Raw genomic sequence first — 20,101 nt, 5'->3', positions numbered from 1 at the left:
CGACGCTCCACCGACGACCCGAAGGCCCCCATGCGTTCGTACTCCTTCACCCTCAACGGCAGACCGGTGACCGTACAGGCCCCCGCCGACATGCCCCTGCTGTGGGTCCTGCGCGACCTCCTCGGTGTCACCGGCCCCAAGTACGGCTGCGGAGTGGGCGTGTGCCGCGCCTGCACCAGCCACCTGGACGGCGCCGAGATCCAGCCCTGCGTGGTCCCGCTCGCCGACTGCGCGGACCGCACCGTCACCACCATCGAGGGCCTCGCCGACGGCGACACCCTCCACCCGGTCCAAGAGGCCTGGCTGGCCTGCGACGTGGCCCAGTGCGGCTTCTGCCAGCCGGGCCAGATCATGGCCGCCGCAGCCCTCCTCAAAAGCACTCCCCGTCCCACGGACGCCGACATCGACGCCATCGAGAACATCTGTCGCTGCGGCACCTACGCCCGCATCCGGGAGGCGATCAAGAAGGCGGCGGAGAGCGGTGGTTGAGCGTCAGCTGGCCAACAGCCTGCGTATCCAGTCCAGTTGCGCCGCCCGGGCCGCCTGGGACAGGGACGCCTGGGGGGTGAAGCCGTCGAAGCCGTGGAAGCCGCCGGGCCAGACGTGGAGTTCGGCGACGCCGCCGGACTGCCAGATGCGGGAGGCGTAGTCGACGACCTCGTCCCGGAAGGTCTCCGCCGAGCCGACGTCGAGGAAGGCCGGGGGCAGGCCGGACAGGTCCCGGGCGCGGGCGGGGGCGGCGTAGGGGGAGACGTCGGGGCCGCCCCGGCGCTTGCCGAGCAGGGCCGTCCAGCCCGTCTCGTTGGCGGTGCGGTCCCAGACGCCGACGCCCGCCATCTGGTGGCTGGAGACGGTGTCGTTGCGGTCGTCGAGCATCGGGCACAGCAGGAGCTGGCCGATGACCGGCGGACCCTGGCGGTCCCGCAGGAGGAGGGCGAGCGCGGCGGTCAGGCCGCCGCCCGCGCTGGCGCCCGCGATGACGATCCGGTCCGGGTCGCCGCCGATCTCCTTGGCGTGCCCGGCTGTCCACAGGAGACCGGCGTACACGTCGTCGATCGGGGCCGGGTGCGGGTGTTCGGGGGCGAGACGGTACTCCACCGACACGACGACCGCGCCCAGTTCGCGCGCCCAGGTCAGCGGGCCGTCCACGCCGGCCCGGTTGTTGCCGAGGACCATGCCGCCGCCGTGGACGTGGTAGATCACCGGCAGTGGGGTGGCGGGGTCGGCGGACACGGGGCGGCAGACGAGGAGGGAGATGTCCGGCGCTCCCTCGGGGCCCGGCACCGTACGGTCCTCCACCTCGAAGGCCCCGCCCATCGTGAGGTCCAGCAACCCGAGCAGCTCGATGCCCGCGCCCTGCCGGGCGGTGGCGATCTCGTCCAGGGTGAACCCCGGCGAGAGCACGTCCTTGCTCAGCTCCAGCGAGGCGGCGAGTTCCGGATCGAACGGGGGCGGGGGCGGGATGGGGGCCACGGCTTCTCCTCATCTGAACTCATGCGCTGCGGGTCACCGTCCCGCGCCGTGCGCGGCACGGCGGCTCGGGCGACCGTATGCGGCTCCTACGGCCATGATCCGCATACCCCGAGGAGCCCGGAGGCCGACGGATGACGGAACGTGCCCGCCGCACGGCGGGTGCCCGGACCGGGGGCGTCTTACTCCGGGGTGCCGTAGCGGGACCGCCGCGGAAGTGGGGCGACCGGCCACGCCCGCGCCCGGGCGACCGGCCACGCCCGTGCCGCCCCCGGCCCACCGGACCGCGCTCAGCGACGACGCGTACCCAGTCATGACCCCAGGCTGCCACCGGGGTGGGCGCCCGTCATGCGCGCGGTGTCGAGCAGCGGCAATGCCCTCGTGGTGCGGACGGCACGCCACCCACAGACGATCCGGCGGCACGGTGACAGCCTTGTCCAACGACCCGAGTATCTGAGCCAGTTGGTCAGCGGTCGCCTGGGTGTCCCGCAGATCCGGGCAACCCGGACCGCCGACGGGCCGGTCGCAAACGGCCGGACCCTCGCCGACGGGGCGGTCCGAGTCTGCTGCGGCTGTAGCGGAGATCCGGTCCCTGGTGGCTTTCCGGTACCCCGCTCAGTGGTATCGCCGCAGCCTGCCGGTGCGCGGCCGGGGTCCGCTTGGCCTCGAGCGTGCTCCAAGACGTAGCGTCGTGCTGTCGGTGACCGTCCGGACGAACGGAGACGGACATGCGGGTGGGCGTGCACATCAACCGGTTCGACGACTCCGGAGGCGGTCCCGCGCTCGGCGGTGAACTCGCCGCCGCGGGGGGCGCCGCCGAGGCGGCCGGGGTGAGCCGGCTGTCGGTGATGGACCACTACTTCCAGATGGAGTTCAACGGCGGCGCCGAGGCTCCCATGCTGGAGGCCTGGACGACCCTCGGCTTCCTCGCCGCCCACACCTCCACCGTGCGGCTCGGCGCCCTGGTCACGGGGGTGACGTACCGCCATCCGGGACTCCTGGCCAAGATCACCACCACGCTCGACGTGCTTTCCGGCGGCCGGGCCACGCTCGGTCTCGGGGCCGCCTGGTACGAACGCGAGCACCACGGGCTCGGCGTGCCTTTCCCGCCGCTCGCCGAGCGCTTCGAGCGGCTGGAGGAGACTCTGCGGGTCTGCCTGCAGATGTGGGACCCGGACAACAACGGCCCCTTCGAGGGCCGCCACTACCGGCTCGCCGAGACGCTGTGCGTGCCGGCGCCGGTGAGCGAGCCGCACCCCGAGATCATGATCGGCGGCGGGGGAGAGAGGAAGACACTGCGTCTGGTGGCGCGGTACGCCGACGCCTGCAACCTCATCCCGTCCTCGCCCGAGGAACTGCGGCACAAGCTGGACGTGCTGCGCGGACACTGCGAGGCCGTGGGGCGGGACTACGACACGATCCGCAAGACGATCGCCTACACGGGCGAGTCCGCGACCGAGGGGGACCTCGACGCCTTCCTGCGGGACATCGAGGGCTACACCAAGCTCGGGATCGACACCGTAATTCTCGCCCCGCGGCTGGCCCGGACCTCCGAGTGGATGGAGCGGTTCGCGGCCCCCGTGGTGGAGCGGCTGGCCGGGCTCGACTGAGCGGGACGCGAAAGAGGCCGGAGCTCGGTGAGGCTCCGGCCCCTCTCGCGACGGCTGGGGCTCAGGCGGCCGCGGCCTCGCCCACGGTGCCGTGCAGGCGGGCGACGACCTCGGTCAGCTGGGCGGCGACCTCGGCGTCGTCGACCGGGTGGGTCTCGGCGAAGCGGGTCACGGAGCCCGGGATGGACAGCTTGATGTCCTCGATCACCTTGCCGCCGGCGATGCCCACGGCCTTGCGGGTGTCGTCCTGCGCCCACACGCCGCCGTACTGGCCGAAGGCGGTGCCGACCACGGCGACGGGCTTGCCGCCGAAGGCGCCGGCGCCGTACGGGCGGGACAGCCAGTCGATGGCGTTCTTCAGGACGGCCGGGATGGTGCCGTTGTACTCGGGCGAGAAGAGCAGGAACGCATCGGCGGCCTGGGCGGCCTCACGCAGCTTGGCGGCGGCGGCCGGGACGCTGCCCTCGACGTCGAGGTCCTCGTTGTAGAAGGGAACGTCGGCCAGGCCCTCGAAGAGGTCGACCTCGGCACCCTCGGGGGCGAGCTTGACGGCCGCCTCGGCGAGCTGGCGGTTGTGCGAACCGGCACGAAGGCTGCCGACGAGCGCGAGGATGCGGACAGACATGGTGGGACTCCAAAGGGGCTGAAACATCGCTGCTACCATCCGGACCGAGGTCCGCTTAGCTTTTGTATCAGGCTAACCGGACCGCGGTCCAGTTTTGTTCCCGATGCTTTACGCTGTCTTCATGTCCAGCGCGCTGCCGCCCTTCCCGAAGTCTCAGGGGCCCCTCGAACCCCCCCAGTTGCTGGAGGTCGGAGCGGGCCCCGACGAGCCGTGCCTGCGCGCCGACGCGGCCCGCAACCGGGCCCGGCTGCTGGAGGCGGCCGCCCGGCTGATCGCGGAGCACGGCGTGGCCGGGGTGACGATGGAGGCGGTGGCCGCGGCGGCCCAGGTCGGCAAGGGGACGGTGTTCCGCCGCTTCGGCGACCGCACGGGGCTGCTGATGGCGCTGCTCGACCACTCGGGCAGGCAGCTGCAGGCAGACTTTCTCGGCGGACCGCCGCCGCTGGGCCCGGGGGCACCGCCCCTGGAGCGGCTGCGGGCGTTCGGCGTGGCGGTGCTGTACCGCTCGGCCGAGCAGCTGGATCTGCAGCTGGCCGCCCAGCCGGAGCCGGACCGCCGGTTCTCGCATCCTGCGGTCCGGGCGCTGCGCACCCACGTCACGATGCTGCTGCGGCAGATCGTGCCGGACGCCGACTGCGATCTTCTCTCCCAGACCCTGATGGCGTCCCTCGACCCCGCCCTGATCCACCATCTGACCCGGCAGTGCGGCATGCCCATGGAGCGGCTGGAGGCCGCCTGGATCGACCTCGTGGCCCTCGTGACCCGCACGGAGCGGCCCCGCTGAGTGCCGTTCAGCCCTCGTGGGCGGCGAACATGTCGAGCAGGCCCTGCGGCGCGTCGGCGCGGAACAGCATCGCGCCGTTGCGCGCGGAGTCGGCGGCGGACGTCTCGCCGCGCGGGAACAGCCTCGCCTCGTAGGCGGCCAGGGCGGCCTCGGTGTCCCCGGGGAGCGCGGCGAGCGCGAGGCCCAGTTCGGCTCCGTCGAGCAGCGCGAGGTTGGCGCCCTCGCCCGCGAACGGCGACATCAGGTGCGCGGCGTCGCCGAGCAGGGTGACCCCGGGGACCCGGTCCCAGCGGTGCCCGACCGGCAGGGCGTGGATCCGCCGTGGCACCAGCGCGCCGTCCGCGTCCGTGACCAGCGCCGTCAGGCTCTCGTGCCAGCCGTCGAACTCCTTCAGCACGGCCGCTTTGGCCGCCTCGGTGTCCGCGAAGTCGATGCCGTCCAGCCAGTCCTCCGGCGCCTCGACGGCGGCGTAGACATGGAGGCTGCCGTCGGACTCGCGGTGCGCGAGGAAGCCCCGGCCCGCCCCGAGCGCGAACAGCATGCCGCCGCCGACCACCCCGGCGCTCACCGGGTGGCGCGCATCGGCATCCAGCAGGTCCGCCTCGACGAAGGACACGCCGGTGTAGGCCGGTTCGGCGGACGAGAGCAGCGGGCGCACGCGGGACCAGGCGCCGTCCGCGCCCACCAGCAGACCGGTGGTGAAGGCGCTGCCGTCCGCGAGCGTCACCTCGTGCCGGCCGTCGCCGAGCGGGCGCGCGCCGGTCACCTTCACGTTCCAGCGGACGGTGCCCTGCGGCAGGGAGTCCAGCAGCAGGTCGCGCAGCTCGCCGCGGTCGATCTCGGGGCGCCCGCCGGTGCCGACGTCCGGCTCGTCCATCCGGACCGCCCCGTGCTGGTCGAGGACGCGCGTCGCCTGGCCGCCCGCGTGCACCCGGGCCAGGAATTCCTCGTGCAGCCCGGCCGCGCGCAGCGCCTCCTGGCCGGAGTCGTCGTGGATGTCGAGCATGCCGCCCTGGCTGCGCGCGGCCGGCGAGGCGTCCAGGTCGAACACCGCCGCCTCGATGCCGTGCACGTGCAGCACCCGGGCGAGCGCGAGCCCGCCCAGTCCGGCACCGATGACGGCGATGCCGTGGTGGGGGGTGGTCATGGGGTCTCCTGAGGGGCTGAGAGGGATCGGTCGGGTACGGCCGTGTGCTCGATGCCGTTGATCAGTGCCTGGAAGGCCCAGGACAGCCGGGCCTCGGGGGCGCCCGACAGCAGGTCGCCGGCGGTGGCCGCGATGTGCGGGTGGGTGTCCCTGGACGCTCCGCGCAGGGCACGGTCCAGCGCCTGCCAGTCGCCCGGGGACTCCTGCCCGGCGTGCTCGGCGGCGGTCGCGGTGACGTGCTGCAGCAGCAGGTCGACCCCCCACGCCGCCCGCTCGCGCGGCACCCCGCCCTCGTCCAGGAGGGCGAGCAGCGTCTCGATCAGGTTCAGATAGTGCGGGCCGCTCGGCCGTGCGGTCAGCGCCGAGCGGGCGAGGCTCGGATGCTCCAGGAGCATCCGCGTGCAGGCGGTGAGCACCTGCTCCAGTCGCTCCCGCCAGGTGCCCTCGGCCGGGGCGGGCCCGACCGTGCCGAGCAGTTCGTCCAGGACGGCCGCGTGCAGCTCGTCGGTGTTGCGGACGTAGACGTACAGCGAGGCGGGACCCGTGTCGAGCTCCTGCGCCAGCCGCCGCATGGTCACCTTGCGCAGGCCCTCTGTGCGCAGGATCGCGACCGCGGTGGCGACGATGCCCTCCCGGGTCAGAGCGGGCTTGGCCGGACGTTCGCGACGGGAGCGGGGGGATGCGGTCATGCTCCGACTGTAACGAACATGTTCGACACGAACAAGTTCGGAGCGAACACGTTCGGTTCACGGAGAGCCGGCCCTGACCTCCGACAAGACGGAGAAATGGTCCAGGGCTGAACGACGCCGCCCCGGTCGCTCCCGGCCCCGATCCCTCTGCCAGGATGCGGTCTGTCATGGTGCAGATACCGAACAAGCCCCCGTCCGCGGCGCCCGCATCGCACTCCGTCCCCACGAGTGCCGATGTGGCCCGGCTGGCCGGCGTCTCGCGCGCGACCGTCTCCTACGTCCTCAACAACACCAGCGCCGTACGGATCAGCGAGCCGACGCGCCGCCGTGTCCACGAGGCCGCGCGCGAACTGGGATACGTGCCCCACGCGGCCGCCCGCAGCCTGCGGGCCGGGCACAGCCGTATGGTCCTGATGCCCGCCCCGACCATCCCGGTCGGCCCCCTCTACAGCCGTTTCCTCAGTGAACTCCAGTCGGCCCTCGGCCGCCTCGAGTACACCGTCGTCCAGTACGGCACCGTCGGCCTCCAGGGTGACGAAGCCGCCCGCGCCTGGGCGGAGTTGCGCCCTGTCGCCGTCCTGGTACCCGGTACGGGGCTCGGCCCGCAGGGCGTCGCGGTCCTCAAGCGGTCCGGCGCCCGCGCCGTGGTGACCCTGGGCCCCGATCGCGTCGAGGGCGCGCACGCCCTGCTGATGGACCACGATGCCGTGGGCCACTGCGCGGGCGCCCATCTGTACGCCCGCGGCCGCCGCCGTATCGGCGTGGTCGTTCCCGAGGAGCCGGGCCTGGAGGCCTTCTCCCGGCCCCGGCTCGCCGGTGTGCACCAGAGCCTGCACGGCACGGACGCGAGTGTGACCGCGCTGCCGCTCGCGTACACGGAGCAGGCCGCTGCCGAACTCGCCGCACGCTGGCCCCGGTTGGGGCTGGACGCGGTGTTCGCGTACAACGACGAGTACGCGATGCTGCTGATGCGCGCCCTGCAGGACGAGGGCGTGCGCATCCCGGAGGACGTCGCCGTCGTCGGCGCCGACAACCTGATGCTCGGCCGGCTGCTGCGACCCCGGCTCAGCACCGTCCACATCGAACTGCCCTCCGGTCGCGACCTGGCGGAACTGGTCGACCGGGCGGTGCGCGACCCCGGCGGGGAGCCCGAGGTACGCAGGGTGCTGGGCGCCTCGCTCGTGCGGCGCGAGTCCAGCTGACCCGGCCGCCGACGTCGGCGTGGGTTTCAAGTGCTGTGCAGGGCAGGGGAGTTGTGCATCGAGCACGCCGACGAACTGCGCACGTGGCTGGTCCGCGAGTCCGGATCCGTACCCGGCAAGGCGGACTTCGAACTGCATGTCGCCGCCCAGGAGTACACCGAGGCCGCCGCCCTCGCCTCCCGCCCCGCCCGACAGGCGCTGCCCGGCGAGGCGCCCCGGCTGTCGTACACCCGCCGGGTTCCCGTCGGCGTGGTGGGCGTCATCTCACCGTTCAGCGCCCCGCTGATCCTCTCCATCCGCTCCGTCGCGTCCGCCCTCGCACTCGGCAACGCCGTCGTCCTGAAACCCGATCCGCGCACCGCGGTCTGCGGCGGACCGGCTGGTGGCGACGAGTGCCGCCCGCGGGGCGAAACCCGCCGCGGGCGGCATCCACGAAGACCAGACGGTGAACGACGAGGCGGTGGCATGGCACGCCTTGGGCGGCGTCGCCGGGTCCGGCACCGGAGCACGCTTCGGAGGCAACCCGGAGGCCTTCGCGGCGCTGCGCCGGACGACCGTACGCGGCGACGTGGCGCCATACCCGTTCCGAGGACTACTGGGCGATGCCCTCCTGGGCGGCGATGCTCTTGCGGACCTCGTCCATGTCCAGCTCCCGGGCCTGTCCGATGACGTCCGTGAGGGCGGCCTCGGGCAGGGCGCCCGGCTGCGCGAAGATCGCGACCTGGTCGCGGACGATCATCAGCGTGGGGATCGACTGGATGCCGAAGGCCTGGGCCAGCTCCGGCTGGGCCTCCGTGTCCACCTTGGCGAACACCAGGTCCGGGTTCTCTTCGGCGGCCTTCTCGTACACCGGCGCGAACTGACGGCACGGCCCGCACCAGGACGCCCAGAAGTCGATGAGAACGAACTCGTTCTCGGTGACCGTCTGGTCGAAGTTCTCCTTGGTCAGCTCCATAGTGTTGCTCATGGCGTGATTCCCTCATTCCTGGTGTGGGGGTTGTGCCGACGGCGGAAACACGGCGACCCGGCCGCCTATTCCGAACCCGTTCCGTGCCCGTTCCGTGCCTGTTCCGCGCCTGTTCCGTGCGTGCACGCTTGTATCCCGCGCGCGTACCCGTGTGGCCCTCCCGTCAACCACCCACCAGACTGACCCCATGACGGAAACGGAATCCATCGCGTACGACGTCGTGGTGCTCGGGGCCGGGCCCGTGGGGGAGAACGTCGCCGACCGCACCCGTGCGGCCGGTCTCACCACCGCCGTCGTGGAGAGCGAACTGGTCGGCGGCGAGTGCTCCTACTGGGCCTGCATGCCCAGCAAGGCGCTGCTCAGGCCGGTGATCGCCCAGGCGGACGCCCGGCGCCTGCCCGGCTTGAGCCAGGCGGTCCAGGGCCCCCTCGACACACCCGCCGTCCTCGCCCGCCGGGACACCTACACCTCCCATTGGAAGGACGACGGCCAGGTCGGCTGGCTGGACGGCGTCGGCGCCGAGCTGTACCGCGGCCACGGCCGCCTCGCCGGCCCCCGCACGGTCACCGTGACCGGCCCCGACGGCACCGTGACCACCCTGACCGCCCGGCACGCCGTCGCCGTCAGCACCGGCACCCGCGCCCAGCTGCCCGACCTGCCCGGTCTGGCCGACGTCAAGCCCTGGACCAGCCGCGAGGCGACCAGCGCCAAGGCGGCCCCGGGCCGGCTGATCGTGGTCGGCGGTGGTGTCGTCGCCACCGAGATGGCCACCGCCTGGCAGGCCCTGGGCTCGCGGGTCACCCTGCTGGTGCGCGGCAAGGGCCTGCTCAACCGCATGGAGCCGTTCGCCGGGGAACTGGTCGCCGAGGCCCTCACCGAGGCGGGCGTCGACATCCGCACCGGCACCTCCGTGGAGTCCGTCAGCCGCGAGAACGGCACCGTCGTGGCCCTCACCGGCACCGGTGACCGCATCGAGGCCGACGAGATCCTCTTCGCCACCGGCCGGACCCCGCACACCGACGACATCGGCCTGGACACCATCGGCCTGGAACCGGGCTCCTGGCTGGACGTCGACGACAGCATGCGGGTCACCGGCACCGACTGGCTCTACGCGGTCGGCGACGTCAACCACCGCGCGCTCCTGACCCACCAGGGCAAGTACCAGGCCCGCATCGCCGGCGCCGCCATCGCCGCCCGCGCCGCAGGGGGTGCCCTCCGGGAGGAGCCCTGGGGCGCCCACGTGGCCACCGCCGACCACGACGCCGTCCCGCAGGTCGTCTTCACCGACCCGGAGGCTGCCGCGGTCGGCCTCTCCCTCGCCGAGGCCGAACAGGCCGGGCACCGCGTGCGCGCCGTCGACGTCGAGTTCTCCTCCGTCGCCGGGGCCGGCCTGTACGGCGACGGCTACAAGGGCCGCGCCCGCATGGTGGTCGACCTGGAGGAGGAGGTCCTGCGCGGTGTCACCTTCGTCGGCCCCGGCGTCGGCGAACTGATCCACTCCGCGACCGTCGCGGTCGTCGGCCGCGTCCCGGTCGGCCGCCTGTGGCACGCCGTCCCGTCGTACCCGACGCTGAGCGAGGTGTGGCTGCGGTTGCTGGAGGCGTACCGGGACAACTGAGCACGCCTCTACGGCAGTTCGAAGCCGAGGGCCCGGGCCGCCGCCTCCGGTGTCGGCTGGGTCCACAGCGCCGCCACCGCCTCGTTCGTGGACAGGGAGCGCAGTTCCGCGCGGTCGAGGTAGAGGGTGCCGTCGAGATGGTCCGTCTCGTGCTGGACGATACGGGCCGGCCAGCCGGTGAACACCTCGTCCAGCGCGCGGCCGTGCTCGTCCTCGCCGCGCAGCCGCACCTCGGCGTGCCGGGCCACCACGGCCTGCCAGCCCGGCACGCTCAGGCAGCCCTCGAAGAACGCGGCGCGGGCGCTGCCGACGGGCTCGTACGAGGGGTTGACCAGGACGCGGAACGGCTGAGGGACTCGGCCCCGGGCCAGCGCCACCTCCTCGGGCACCGGCGCAGGGTCCTCGATGACCGCGATCCGCAGCGGGATCCCGACCTGCGGGGCGGCTAGGCCCACGCCGGGCGCCGCGTGCATCGTGACGCGCAGGGCCTCGACGAAGCGGGCCAGCAGGGCGGGGGCGAGCTGGCCGTCGTAGGGTTCACCGCCGCGCCGCAGGACCGGTTGGCCGGCCGCGACGATGGGCAAGGGGCCGCCGGCGGCGAGGAGTTCCTCGACCCGCTCGGCCAGGGCGGCGCGATCAGTGGGAGGTGCCATCGCGTCAGAATGCCATGCCCGCCCACCACTCCGTGTGGTACAGGTCACCAACACCCCGGGGAACTCGGTGCCCTCCCGGCCCGACCACTGGACCGTCAACGCTCCGGACCCGAGCCCCGGGAGAAGCCCACCGATGCCCACCGCCCCCTTGCCCACCACGGATGAGGCGCCCGCCCCGGCCCCCACCCCGAGCCTCTGGGCCCCGCTGCGTCCCCTCGTGCTGCGCCTGCACTTCTACGCCGGCCTGCTCGTCGCCCCCTTCCTGCTGACGGCCGCCGTCACGGGGCTGCTGTACGCGGGCTCCTTCCAGGCCGAGAAGATCGTCTACGGCCATGAACTCACCGCGCCCGTAGGGGAGCGGGAGCTGCCCGTCTCCGCCCAGGTCGCCGCGGCCCGCACGGCCCACCCCGAGGGCACCGTCTCGGCGGTACGGCCCGCCCCCCGACCCGGTACGACCACCAGGGTGCTGCTCTCCGGCGTCAAGGGCGTCGACCCCGACCACACCCTCGCCGTGTTCGTGGACCCCTGTACGGGCAACGTGCGCGGGGCCCTGGAACAGTACGGCTCGACCGGCGCGCTGCCCCTGCGCACCTGGCTCGACGAACTCCACCGCGACCTCCACCTCGGCGACACCGGCCGGCTCTACAGCGAGCTGGCGGCCAGCTGGCTGTGGGTGATCACGGGCGGCGGCCTGGTGCTGTGGTTCTCCCGGCGGCGCGCCCTGCGCAGGGTGCGCGGAACCAGCGGACGGCACCGCACCCTCGGCCTGCACGGCACGATCGGCGTGTGGACCGCCGCCGGGTTCCTGTTCCTGTCCGCGACCGGCCTGACCTGGTCGACGTACGCGGGCGCGACCATCGATGAACTGCGCACCTCACTCGGCCAGGCGACGCCGTCCGTCTCGGCGGCCGCGCCCGGCGGTGAGCACGCGGGCCACGGCACGGCGGCCGGCGCCGGTGGGGAAGCCGGGCACGGGGTGGGCCTCGACCAGGTGCTCGCGGCGGCACGCGCGAAGGGCCTCGGCGACCCCGTGGAGATCGTCCCGCCCGCCGACGCGCACAACGCCTACGTCGTCAAGCAGATCCAGCGCAGCTGGCCCGAGAAGCAGGACGCCGTCGCCGTCGACCCGGCCACCGGCAAGGTCACCGACGAACTGCGGTTCGCCGACCACCCGGTGCTCGCCAAGCTCACCCGCTGGGGCATCGACCTGCACACCGGCGTCCTCTTCGGGCTCGTCAACCAGATCGGCCTCGCCCTGCTCGCGCTCGCCCTGATCCTGCTCATCGTGTGGGGCTACCGCATGTGGTGGCAGCGCGGCCGCGGCTCGGCCTTCGGCAGGCCGGTCCCGCGGGGCGGCTGGGCGCAGGTGCCGCCGTACCTTCTCGTAGCGGCCCTGGCGGTGATCGCCGTGCTCGGGTACTTCGTGCCGCTGCTCGGCATCCCGCTGGCCGCCTTCATCGCCGTCGACGTCGCCCTCGGGGAGATCGCGCACCGGCGCGGGCGCCGTACCTACGGGAGCACGGCCGGCGTGAAGTAGCGTGATCCGCCCCGCCCATCCCGGAGGGAGACGGACATGACGCGGGCAGGCGGCGGGGGCGGGGGCAAGTGGAGGGGGACTTCGATGACGTACGCGGTACGGCCCCTGGACGCGGACGGCGTGGCGTCCGCCGCGCTCGACGGCGCCCGGCGCGGATCGCCCGGCTCGGCGCAGGCACCGTCGAGAGCTACCCGCAGGACACGGAGGGCGGCTCGGTGTCGGCGTCCTTCCTGTACAACGGCACCCTGGCGAGGTTCGAGAGCCGGGGGTTCTCCCGCGCCCGCCGCCTGGGGAAGAACCACTGGGTGGTCACGTGCGGGGTACGTCCGTCGGCCTGAAGCGCGCCAAGGGCCGGGTTCCTCGAGGGAACCGGGCCCTTGGGCGTGCCGGTCACTCCCGCGGGAAGTCACCCGCGAGCGCCGAGGCGATCCGCAGGTGCTGTTCCGCCTCGTCGTGCCGTGCCTGCCGCTGCAGCGTGCGGCCCAGCATCAGCCGGGCGTAGTGCTCCACGGGGTCGCGCTCCACGACGATCCGCAACTCGGCCTCCGCGCGCTGCAGTTGTGCCGAGTGGTAGTAGGCGCGGGCCAGCAGCAGCCGGGGTCCGGTCTGCTCCGGCACCTCCTCGACCAGTCCGGCCAGCACCCGCGCCGCGCCGGCGTAGTCCTTGGCGTCGAAGAACAGCTGCGCGCGCTCCCAGCGCTCGGCGGGGCTGCCGTGGTCGAAGTACGTGATCGTGCGTTGAGTGTCCACTCGTGACCTCCTCCGCGGGCCACAACGGAAGGCGGTTATTCAATATTCCACTACTTGGTGGGTGTGCTCGCTGCGGCCGGATCCAGGGGTGCGTCCAGCAGCGCCGTGAGGTCGCGGGTCAGCTCGCGGGCCCGTGCGCTGTCCCGCCCGCCGAGCGGTTCCAGCAACTGCGTCAGCAGGTCCTGGACGATCCCGATCGCCCGCCGGGTGGTCTCCTGGCGGGGCCGGTTGTGGGGGAGCTTGGCGAGCACGGCGGCCATGCCGCAGGTGTTGGTCACGGCGGAGAAGATCAGACCGCCGGCGATACCGGCGGACAGCAGCCGGAAGGCCGGGTGGACCACCTCGCCCAGCGCCAGGCCTAGCAGGACGACCGAACCGGCGACGAGGCGGACCTGACGCTCCACTTCCCACGTCGCCTTCCGGGTGCCCTCGGGGCGGTGCAGGTCATGGCCCTGGGCGGCCCAGGCGCCGGTGCCTCCGGCGAGCGTGGCGGTGTGGATGCCGTTCTGCGCGAGTGTCCGGCACGCGTTCTCGGAGCGGGCGCCCGAGGCGCAGACGACGAGGACCTCGCCGCGCCGGGCGGCGGTGCGGATGTCGGGCAGGGCCCGGTCGAGTTGGTCCAGGGGGATGTTGAGGGCGCCCGGGATGTGACCGGCGGCGTACTCGCCGGGGGTGCGGACGTCGATGACGGTGGGTTCGTGCAGGCGGCCGCGGGCCTGGCGGGGGTCGAGGGTGGTGGGGGTGGTCATGGCGAATGTCATCCTTGGGTATCGAGGGTGCCCTGGTGGGGGAGCGCTTTACCCCCGGGGATGTCTGCGAGGAGTGGTCGTGGAATTTGATCCGGCGGGTGCGGAGTCGTGGTCGGTGCTGAAACGGCTGCGCCGGGCGCAGGGGCAGATCTCCGGGGTGATCCGGATGAGCGAGGAGGCCCGCGACTGCGAGGAGGCCGTCCCCCGACTGGCGGCGTGTCCCGCGCGCTCGACCGCGCGGGATCCGCGGTCATCGCGACCGGCCCGCGGCAGTGCTCGCCGACGCCGACGAGGGTGGGGAACCCGGAGCGGACCGTGAGCAGGTGCGCGGCCGGCCGGAGAGGCCTTTTCCCTCCCTGGCCCGGCACCCTGCCGCCCGAGTGTCCGAACTGCGCCGACATGGTCAGAGGAGCACATCGACGAGCATGAAGGCGGCGACCGCGAGGAGCACGTAGGCGAAGATCCGCTGAAGTGTCCTGCCCTTGATCCTGCGCGACAGGCGCTTGCCGTCCCAGGCGCCCAGGATCGCCGCCGCGGTGAACGGTGCGATGACCGCCCAGTCCAGGTGCATGCCGGTGCCGGCCCGGGCGCCCAGGGCGGCCAGAGAGTTGATCGTAATGACCGACAGGCTGGTGCCGACCGCCCGGCGCATGCTCAGTCCGAGCACGCTCACCAGCGCAGGCACGGCGAGGAAACCGCCGCCCACGCCGAGGAACCCGGTGATCAAGCCGAGTCCGGCGCCGGCCGCTCCGGCCTTGCCGGGGTTCACCTCGCCGGGCGGCTCGGTACGCGCGGGCCGCAGCATGCGCAGGGCGGCGAGCGCGGCTATGACGGCGAAGGCGCCGGTCAGCATGGTGTCGGGCAGGTGGCCGGAGGCGGCCCCGGCGAGCATCGCGGGGACGATGCCCGCCGTGGCGAAGAGCAGCCCCGTGCGCCAGGCGACGTTGCCGTCCCGGGCGTGGGCGGTCAGAGCCGTGACCGATGTGAGCATGACGATGACCAGGCCGGCCGTCGTCGCTTCCGCCGGGGTGAAATGGAGCAGGTAGATCAGTGCGGGTACGGCGAGGACGCTGCCGCCCCCGCCGAGGCCGCCCAGGGCCAGGCCGATGACGGCACCGGCGATGAGCGCGAGGATCAGGGCGGTCATGCTATCGAGCCGTTGTTCCCGTGTTCGTCGATGACCGGGTGGCCGGCAGCGGCCCACGCCTGCATGCCGCCCTTCACATCGACGGTGTCGGAGCCGCGTGCGGCCAGCAGTTCGGCGGCCTGCTGAGAGCGGTGCCCGCTCCGGCAGATCACCACCAGGGGCCGTGCCTGGGCCACGCTGGGCAGCGCCTCGCCCGCGGCCAGACGGGACAGCGGGGCGTGGACGGCGCCGGGCGCGTGCCCGGCCCTCCACTCGAGTCGCTCGCGTACGTCCAGCAGGACGGCCGCAGCGTCCGGGCTCTGGGTGCGCCGGTGGGCCTCGTCCACGGTGACGCGGTCGGCGCCACGACGGAAAAGGGGCATCACACAACCTCTCGAAAGTTCTGGGGGCCGGCCGAACGGGTGGGGTCAGCCGGTGACGACGGTCAGTCCGGCGCTCTCGGCGGCATCGAAGCCGTCGTCGACGGCCACGACGTCACGGCCCGCGGCGTCCAGCAGCGAGGCGGCGATACCGGCCCGCATCCCGCCGGCGCAGTGCACCCAGACGGTGCCGGCCGGCACCTCTGCGAGCCGCTTGTGCAGCTGGTGGATCGGGATGTGGACGGAGCCCTCGATGTAGCCGACGGCTCGCTCGGAGTCGCGCCGCACGTCCAGGACGACGATGTCGCCCGTGCCGTGCTCGGCCAGGCCCGCGAACGTGGAGCGGGAGAAGGAGGCGGGGCTGTCACCCGCAGGCACCCATTCCAGCGGTGTGCCGGTCGCGGCGGCGGCGGGCCGGTCGATGCCGACCCGGACGAGTTCGCGCTGGACGGCGGCCAGTTGGTCGGGGGACTCGGCGAGCAGCGTCACAGGTCTGCCCCACGGGACCACCCAGGCCAGGTACGTGGCGATCTTGCCGTCGGCCTCGAAGTTGAAGGACCCCGCGACGTGGCCCCCGGCGAACGCGACCCGGTTACGCACGTCCACGATCCACTCGCCGGCCGCGAGCCGGGCGGCGATCTCCTCGGCGTCCGCGACGGCCGGCGGGGTCAGGTCCACGGACGCCGGACCCGCGGCATTGGCCGGACCCATGTGCGTGTAGTACGCGGGGATGTCGTCGAGCTCGGCGAGCAGTCGGGCGACGAAGGAGTCGACGTCCATGGTCAGCGCCGCGTTGACCGATTTCTCCTTGCCGATGGTGGTGGCGTCGCCCTCGGCCTGCGCCGAGGAGCAGAAGCTGCCGAAGCCGTGCGTGGGCAGCACGGACGTCTCGTCCGGCAGCTCGGCCGCCAGGCGGTGCGCGGAGGAGTGCTGAGCGCGGGCCAGCTGCTCGGTCAGTCGCGGCTCGACCAGGTCCGGCCGGCCCACCGTGCCGATCAGCAGCGATCCCCCGGTGAACGCCGCCACCGGCTGCCCACGCTCCTGCAGGACGTAGGAGGTGTGGTGCGGGGTGTGGCCGGGCGTGGCGACGGCGCGGAGCTCCAGCTCGCCGTCGAGGATGACGGTGTCGCCGTCGGCCACCGGCACCCGCGCGAACGACACGCGCGCCCCGGCAGGCACCAGGTAGGCGGCACCGGTCACCCGGGCCAGCCCCAGACCGCCCGTGACGTAGTCGTTGTGGAGGTGAGTCTCCACCACATGCGAGATCCGAACGCCGCGGCGCGCGGCCACCGCCAGCACCCGGTCGAAGTCGCGCGGCGGGTCGACGGCTATGGCGGCCTGCCGGCCTCCGGCGAGGTAGCTGCGGTTGCCGAGGCCCTCGATCCCAATGGTGTCGATGAAGAACACGGAGATCTTTCCTTCCTGCCGAAATTACCCCCCGGGGTATGTGCGTCACCATAGCACCGATACCCCCCAGGGTATTTTGCGCGTGTGTGCCCCCTGGGACGGGTGCGTCGGCCGGCGTTCGTCATCTGCCACGCGCTGCGTTCGCCGAGCACGAAAAGACCGGCCCGGGTCGGGGGCAGCCCGGGCCGGTCGGTCAGAGGCGGCCGGTCAGCATTCCGTGCCAGTGCACCTGTTGCAGGACGTACCGCTTGAGGGCCCACACGTCGCGCCGTTCCTTGAACGTGTCGATCAGCGGGAAGGTGGGCGAGGGCTTGAGGTCGTAGCGAACTCAGGTAAGTCCTGTATCGCGACAGTGTTCAACACGCACGTGACCGGGAGTGCGCCGAGCACCTGGAGGTGTACGCCGACGCCGGGCCGATCCCGGTGGGCTGGTCTGGTCGCTGACTTCGTCCCCGCTGGGTGCCGGCCCGGTGCACCGTGTGCAGTTCAACGCGGTGGACACCGCGGAGTACGGGGCCGGGGGGCGCGTTGCCCTGCTGAACGAGGACGGTGCCCGGGTCGGGCGCGCTGGACGTGACTCAGGCTCGCTTGTCCGCGGCGCGGAGCCCAGGCCTTCCGTCGAGGGGGTGGCCTTGCTGCGGACTGCACACCAGTCGGTCCTGGCGGGCGTCCCCGAGCCGGTGATCGGAGTCGGGGAGGTGGACTATCCGCCGCAGCCCTAGCCGCCCCGCCCGCGAGAGGGCCACCGGCCGGTCCTCTCTCCACCGCACCGCGGACCAGGCCACCGAGTGGTGGGCGGCGTGCGACCCAGAGCGGGCGGGGCGGTCCATGCCCACGGGAGCCACTCCGTCATGGAGGTGTCGCTGAGTGGGACGGGTGGTGACTGGCCCGACGTGATCCCGCTGTCCGGGCCCGGGTTGGCCTTGCTGGTCGGCCTGCTGACCATGGTCGGGGTCCTGCTTGGTCGACGCGGTCGAGTGATGACCGCCCAGGACGTCCTCAGGCCAGGGACAGGAACAGCTTCCCCAGCCGCGCGCGCATCGCCTCCGTGCACCGTTCTTGCGGCCGGACTCGATGTCCGCCACGCACTGCTGCAGGGCGGTGGCGATGATCGCGAAACCGGCACGGTCGAGTGCCCGCGAGGCCGCGGCCAGTTGCGTGACGACGTCCTCGCAGTCCCGCCCCTCCTCGATCATCCGGATCACGCCGGAGATCTGGCCCTGCGCACGCCGCAGCCGGTTCAGCACGGCCCTCAGGGACGCGCCCTCAAGCTCCAGTTCCACGTCACTCCTCGAAAATACCCCTGGGGGTACTGCGCGTCCCGGTTGGGCACGGCGGCGACCATCAAGGATCGGAACTGCCACGACCAGCCTCGTCATCCCCGTGACGCTCAGCACCGCCCAGGTCCGCGCCCCAGCTGCACAAACTCACCGTCATCGACGTACGCCCCCTGGCGAGGACGCCTGCGGCCACCTGCCCGAAGCCCCTGGACCGGATACGGCGGGGTCTGCGGCCAGGTCTGAGCGTGCCCGCTCTGCCGCCCTGTGAGCCGCCCTGGCCAAGGAGTTCGCCCGGCGCGCCCGGGCCGACTGACCTGCGTTCCGTGGGGCGCGGGCAGACCTGCCTCAGCGCCCCCACGTCCCCGTACGAACCACCGCGCCCAACGGCCAGAACGCGAGGTGCTGCCGGCACGGACATGGCCCTGCGGCGCCACCAGCACACACAGTCACTGCACGATCGGTTTCCACGAATCTTCATCGCGCCCCACCCGACCGTGGAACGGGTGGGGGTGACAGCTATGCGGACGCCCCGGACGCGCCGGCTGCCACGGAGGCCACTACCGACCATGGCGGAAGTCCGGGGAGGCGTTCGCCGCCCGCCCGCCCGCCCGCCCAACCCGGCCGGAGCCGGGGCGATCGCCACCCGTCGGCCGGACCGGTCCGGGGAAACGGACGGGACGGCGCCCCCAGGTCTCTTACCGCTTGTGGCCGTTGCCGTGTCCGTTCGGATGCAGGACCACCTTGGTCCAGCCCTCGTCACGGGCGTCGAAGTGCTCGTAGCCGGTGGGGGCCTCGTCCAGGCTGAGTTCGTGGGAGACGACGAAGCTCGGCTTTGCCTTCCCTCCGGCGATCAGGTCCCGCAGCGCCCGGTTGTACCTCTTCACCGGCGCCTGCCCGGTGCCCATGTGCTGGCCCTTGAACCACATCATGCCGAAGTCGATCGGGACCTTGCCGTGCGCCTCCAGCTCCCCCTGGGCCTCGGCACCGCCGGGGTCCTCGGGCAGGAACACGCCCACCACGCCGATGTCGCCCGTGAACCTGACCGAGTCGATCAGTCCGTTGAGCGTGAGGCTGGCGTCCTCATGTCCCTGGGGGTCGTGTGCCTGGTAGCCGACGCACTCACAGCCGTTGTCGGCGCCCAGACCGAGGGTGGCCTCCTTGACGACCTCCGCCGGGTTCTGCTCGGCGGTGTTGATCGGGATGGCTCCGATCTCCTCCGCCTTGCGCAGCCGGTCGGGCTGGTAGTCGGCCGTCCAGACGCGGCCGGCGCCCTTGATGAGGGCGGAGTAGGTCGCCATCAGCCCGACGGGACCGGCCCCGAAGACGATGGTCTGGTCGCCCGGTTTGACGTGGGCCATCTCGGTGGCGTGGTAGCCGGTGGGGAAGATGTCCGCGAGCATCACGTAGTCGGTCTGCCGCTCGGCGGCGTCCTCGCCCAGACGCAGCGCGTTGAAGTCGCCGTAGGGCACGCGCAGCAGTTCCGCCTGGCCGCCCTGGTAGGGGCCCATGTCGGCGAATCCGTAGGCGGCTCCGGCGAGGGCCGGTTCCGGCTGCATGGTCAGGCAGTAGTTGGTGAAACCCCGCTCGCACTGCTTGCAGAAGCCGCAGGCGATGTTGAAGGGCAGGACCACGTACTCGCCGACCTGGACCTTGCGGACGGCCGAGCCGACCTCCACGACCTGGCCCATGTTCTCGTGTCCCAGGGTGCGGCCGGACTCGAACGAGGTGCGGCCCTCGTACATGTGCAGGTCCGAACCGCAGATGTTGGTGGTGGTGATCTTGACGATGATGTCGCAGGGGTGTTCGATCTTCGCGTCCGGTACGTCCTTCACCGTGACCGTTCGCGGTCCTTCATATACCGCTGCTTTCATGATGACTTCCCTTGGTGCCGCGGCAAGAGCGTGGCACGGCAGTGATGGAGGCGGCGCAAAGAGCCTGACTCTCGGAAGTTGGTACGACGGGGTGTGTGGCTCCGGCATGCCTCTGCGGGCCGTTCACCCGGATCAGGTGGAACGGGTGGTGCCGCCACCGGCCCGCCAGGTGGCGCTTCGGCGCTCCGGCGGCGTGCCGCCCGGGTCCCCGTCGGCCCCGACGCGAAACAACCACG

18 protein-coding genes and 4 pseudogenes are annotated in these 20,101 nt (G+C 72.7%); 9 read left to right on the top strand and 13 right to left on the bottom strand.

The genetic code is table 11. The features are described 5' to 3' along the window. Positions 1-30 precede the first annotated feature (30 nt). A complete protein-coding gene (locus tag ACFZDC_RS02705; RefSeq protein ID WP_391319533.1) occupies positions 31-489 on the top strand; it encodes a 2Fe-2S iron-sulfur cluster-binding protein in 459 nt (152 codons plus the stop codon). A 3-nt stretch (positions 490-492) separates the two neighbouring features. On the opposite strand, the gene ACFZDC_RS02700 is transcribed toward ACFZDC_RS02705, so the two are convergent. Next, positions 493-1,473, bottom strand: a complete 981-nt coding sequence (locus ACFZDC_RS02700; RefSeq protein WP_391319532.1) for an alpha/beta hydrolase fold domain-containing protein — start codon at positions 1,471-1,473, stop codon at positions 493-495. 725 nt (positions 1,474-2,198) lie between these two features. Here ACFZDC_RS02700 and ACFZDC_RS02695 point away from each other — a divergent pair. After that, positions 2,199-3,080 (top strand): TIGR03560 family F420-dependent LLM class oxidoreductase, encoded by an 882-nt coding sequence (locus tag ACFZDC_RS02695; protein WP_391319531.1) that lies wholly within the window; start codon positions 2,199-2,201, stop codon positions 3,078-3,080. 61 nt (positions 3,081-3,141) lie between these two features. On the opposite strand, the gene ACFZDC_RS02690 is transcribed toward ACFZDC_RS02695, so the two are convergent. Beyond that, entirely contained in the window at positions 3,142-3,705 is a 564-nt protein-coding gene (locus ACFZDC_RS02690) for an NAD(P)H-dependent oxidoreductase (protein ID WP_391319530.1), read from the bottom strand. Positions 3,706-3,808: 103 nt separating this feature from the next. Here ACFZDC_RS02690 and ACFZDC_RS02685 point away from each other — a divergent pair, with 103 nt between their 5' ends. Then, a complete protein-coding gene (locus ACFZDC_RS02685; protein WP_391319529.1) occupies positions 3,809-4,489 on the top strand; it encodes a TetR family transcriptional regulator in 681 nt (226 codons plus the stop codon). A gap of 7 nt (positions 4,490-4,496) precedes the next feature. Here the strand turns inward: ACFZDC_RS02685 and ACFZDC_RS02680 are convergent, their stop codons facing one another. Both ACFZDC_RS02680 and ACFZDC_RS02675 read right to left on the bottom strand, forming a co-directional pair. Continuing rightward, the gene (locus tag ACFZDC_RS02680; RefSeq protein WP_391319528.1) at positions 4,497-5,636 is read right to left on the bottom strand and encodes an FAD-dependent monooxygenase; all 1,140 of its coding nucleotides are present in this window, start codon (positions 5,634-5,636) and stop codon (positions 4,497-4,499) included. Further along, positions 5,633-6,325, bottom strand: coding sequence for a TetR/AcrR family transcriptional regulator C-terminal domain-containing protein (locus ACFZDC_RS02675; protein ID WP_391319527.1), 693 nt, complete (start codon positions 6,323-6,325; stop codon positions 5,633-5,635). The genes ACFZDC_RS02680 and ACFZDC_RS02675 overlap by 4 nt, the downstream gene beginning before the upstream one ends. Before the next feature lie 155 nt (positions 6,326-6,480). On the opposite strand from ACFZDC_RS02675, the gene ACFZDC_RS02670 reads away from it, so the two are divergent. After that, positions 6,481-7,527 (top strand): substrate-binding domain-containing protein, encoded by a 1,047-nt coding sequence (locus ACFZDC_RS02670; protein ID WP_391319526.1) that lies wholly within the window; start codon positions 6,481-6,483, stop codon positions 7,525-7,527. A gap of 30 nt (positions 7,528-7,557) precedes the next feature. Continuing rightward, positions 7,558-7,902 (top strand): annotated as a pseudogene (locus tag ACFZDC_RS02665) (aldehyde dehydrogenase family protein); the annotation flags it as partial. A gap of 217 nt (positions 7,903-8,119) precedes the next feature. Here ACFZDC_RS02665 and trxA read toward each other — a convergent pair. Then, positions 8,120-8,494, bottom strand: a complete 375-nt coding sequence (gene trxA / locus ACFZDC_RS02660) for a thioredoxin (protein WP_391319525.1) — start codon at positions 8,492-8,494, stop codon at positions 8,120-8,122. A 187-nt stretch (positions 8,495-8,681) separates the two neighbouring features. Here trxA and ACFZDC_RS02655 point away from each other — a divergent pair, with 187 nt between their 5' ends. Continuing rightward, the gene (locus ACFZDC_RS02655) at positions 8,682-10,112 is read left to right on the top strand and encodes an FAD-dependent oxidoreductase (RefSeq protein WP_391319524.1); all 1,431 of its coding nucleotides are present in this window, start codon (positions 8,682-8,684) and stop codon (positions 10,110-10,112) included. An 8-nt stretch (positions 10,113-10,120) separates the two neighbouring features. Here the strand turns inward: ACFZDC_RS02655 and ACFZDC_RS02650 are convergent, their stop codons facing one another. Then, entirely contained in the window at positions 10,121-10,765 is a 645-nt protein-coding gene (locus tag ACFZDC_RS02650; RefSeq protein ID WP_391319523.1) for a peptide deformylase, read from the bottom strand. Positions 10,766-10,898: 133 nt separating this feature from the next. Between ACFZDC_RS02650 and ACFZDC_RS02645 the strand changes: the two genes are divergently transcribed. Continuing rightward, positions 10,899-12,302: a PepSY domain-containing protein gene (locus ACFZDC_RS02645; protein ID WP_391319522.1), complete on the top strand. Its 1,404-nt coding sequence runs from the start codon at positions 10,899-10,901 to the stop codon at positions 12,300-12,302. A 68-nt stretch (positions 12,303-12,370) separates the two neighbouring features. Then, positions 12,371-12,640 carry a hypothetical protein gene (locus ACFZDC_RS02640; RefSeq protein ID WP_391319521.1) on the top strand — a complete coding sequence of 90 codons (270 nt, stop codon included), beginning with the start codon at positions 12,371-12,373 and terminating at the stop codon, positions 12,638-12,640. 52 nt (positions 12,641-12,692) lie between these two features. Here ACFZDC_RS02640 and ACFZDC_RS02635 read toward each other — a convergent pair whose 3' ends face one another. Then, on the bottom strand, positions 12,693-13,052 hold the full coding sequence (locus tag ACFZDC_RS02635) for a tetratricopeptide repeat protein (protein ID WP_391319520.1): 360 nt from the start codon (positions 13,050-13,052) through the stop codon (positions 12,693-12,695). Between the two features lie 218 nt (positions 13,053-13,270). Then, a pseudogene (locus tag ACFZDC_RS02630) lies at positions 13,271-13,801 on the bottom strand (rhodanese-like domain-containing protein); the annotation flags it as partial. Between the two features lie 79 nt (positions 13,802-13,880). On the opposite strand from ACFZDC_RS02630, the pseudogene ACFZDC_RS02625 reads away from it, so the two are divergent. After that, a pseudogene (locus ACFZDC_RS02625) lies at positions 13,881-14,163 on the top strand (metal-sensitive transcriptional regulator); the annotation flags it as partial. Positions 14,164-14,204: 41 nt separating this feature from the next. Here the strand turns inward: ACFZDC_RS02625 and ACFZDC_RS02620 are convergent. From ACFZDC_RS02620 to ACFZDC_RS02600, 5 genes and pseudogenes are all read right to left on the bottom strand, one after another. Then, entirely contained in the window at positions 14,205-14,948 is a 744-nt protein-coding gene (locus ACFZDC_RS02620) for a TSUP family transporter (protein ID WP_391319519.1), read from the bottom strand. Further along, the gene (locus ACFZDC_RS02615; RefSeq protein WP_391319518.1) at positions 14,945-15,310 is read right to left on the bottom strand and encodes a rhodanese-like domain-containing protein; all 366 of its coding nucleotides are present in this window, start codon (positions 15,308-15,310) and stop codon (positions 14,945-14,947) included. Before ACFZDC_RS02615 ends, ACFZDC_RS02620 begins: the two co-directional genes overlap by 4 nt. A 45-nt stretch (positions 15,311-15,355) precedes the next feature. After that, positions 15,356-16,714 carry a rhodanese-like domain-containing protein gene (locus ACFZDC_RS02610; protein ID WP_391319517.1) on the bottom strand — a complete coding sequence of 453 codons (1,359 nt, stop codon included), beginning with the start codon at positions 16,712-16,714 and terminating at the stop codon, positions 15,356-15,358. 999 nt (positions 16,715-17,713) lie between these two features. After that, positions 17,714-17,997 (bottom strand): annotated as a pseudogene (locus ACFZDC_RS02605) (metal-sensitive transcriptional regulator). A gap of 692 nt (positions 17,998-18,689) precedes the next feature. Then, positions 18,690-19,865 (bottom strand): alcohol dehydrogenase catalytic domain-containing protein, encoded by a 1,176-nt coding sequence (locus ACFZDC_RS02600; protein WP_391319516.1) that lies wholly within the window; start codon positions 19,863-19,865, stop codon positions 18,690-18,692. Positions 19,866-20,101: the final 236 nt, after the last annotated feature.

The sequence above is a fragment of the Streptomyces sp. NPDC007905 genome, from assembly GCF_042959345.1.
Classification (GTDB): Bacteria; Actinomycetota; Actinomycetes; order Streptomycetales; family Streptomycetaceae; genus Streptomyces.
This window is presented reverse-complemented; position numbering and strand designations above follow the sequence as displayed.